This is a genomic window from Kitasatospora indigofera, from assembly GCF_014655955.1.
Taxonomy (GTDB): Bacteria; Actinomycetota; Actinomycetes; order Streptomycetales; family Streptomycetaceae; genus Kitasatospora; species Kitasatospora indigofera.
The window spans coordinates 1-942 of record NZ_BNBO01000163.1 but is presented as its reverse complement, the minus strand read 5'-3'; the positions used below and the strand labels follow the sequence as shown (position 1 = coordinate 942).

1 protein-coding gene is annotated in these 942 nt (G+C 74.0%); it reads right to left on the bottom strand.

Going from position 1 to position 942, the window contains the following annotated elements; all coding sequences use genetic code 11:
* On the bottom strand, positions 1 to 942 hold a 942-nt coding region (locus tag IE329_RS39960), incomplete at its 3' end, for an electron transfer flavoprotein subunit alpha/FixB family protein (protein WP_190215981.1).

The following is a 942-nucleotide window of genomic DNA, read 5'->3' as shown; positions in this document are numbered from 1 at the left end:
CTCGGCGGTGAGCTGCGGGAGGACGGTGAAGAGGTCACCGACCACGCCGTAGTCGACCAGCTCGAAGATCGGGGCCTCCGGGTCCTTGTTCACCGCGACGATGGTCTTCGAGGTCTGCATGCCCGCCCGGTGCTGGATCGCACCCGAGATGCCCGCCGCCACGTACAGCTGCGGCGACACCTGCTTGCCGGTCTGGCCGACCTGGTTGGTGTGCGGGTACCAGCCCGCGTCCACCGCGGCCCGCGAGGCACCCACGGCCGCACCCAGCGCGTCCGCCAGCTCCTCCACCACGCCGAAGCCCTCCGCCGCACCCACACCACGGCCGCCCGACACCACGATCGCGGCCTCGGTCAGCTCCGGACGGCCCGAGGACACCCGCGGCGTGCGCGAGGTGACCGTCGCCGCGTTGCCGGTGAACGCCACCTCCACGCTCTCCACCGCGCCCGCCGCCGGGGCGGCCTGCGGCGACGTCGAGTTCGGCTTCACCGTGATCACCGGCGTGCCGTGCGACACCCGCGACCTCACCTGGAACGACGCGGCGAACACCGACTGCGTCGCCACCGGGCCGGCGTCACCCGCCTCCAGGTCCACCGCGTCCGTGATGATCCCCGAGCCCAGGCGCAGCGCCACCCGGGCGGCGACCTCCTTGCCCTCGCCGGAGGAGGTGACCAGCACCGCGGCGGCGTCGGCGGCCCTGGCGATCTGGGCCAGCGCGTCGACCTTGGGGACGACCAGCCGGTCGGTGAACTCCGGGCCGTCGGCGACGTACACCTTGGCGGCGCCGAACTCGGCGGCCTTCGCGGCGATCGCGGCGGCGCCGTCACCGGCGCCCAGCACCACCGCGGACGGCTCGCCGATCCGGCGGGCCAGGGTCAGCAGTTCGAGGGCCGGCTTGCGGACCACACCGTCGGCGTGGTCGACGAGGACGAGAATCTCACCCAT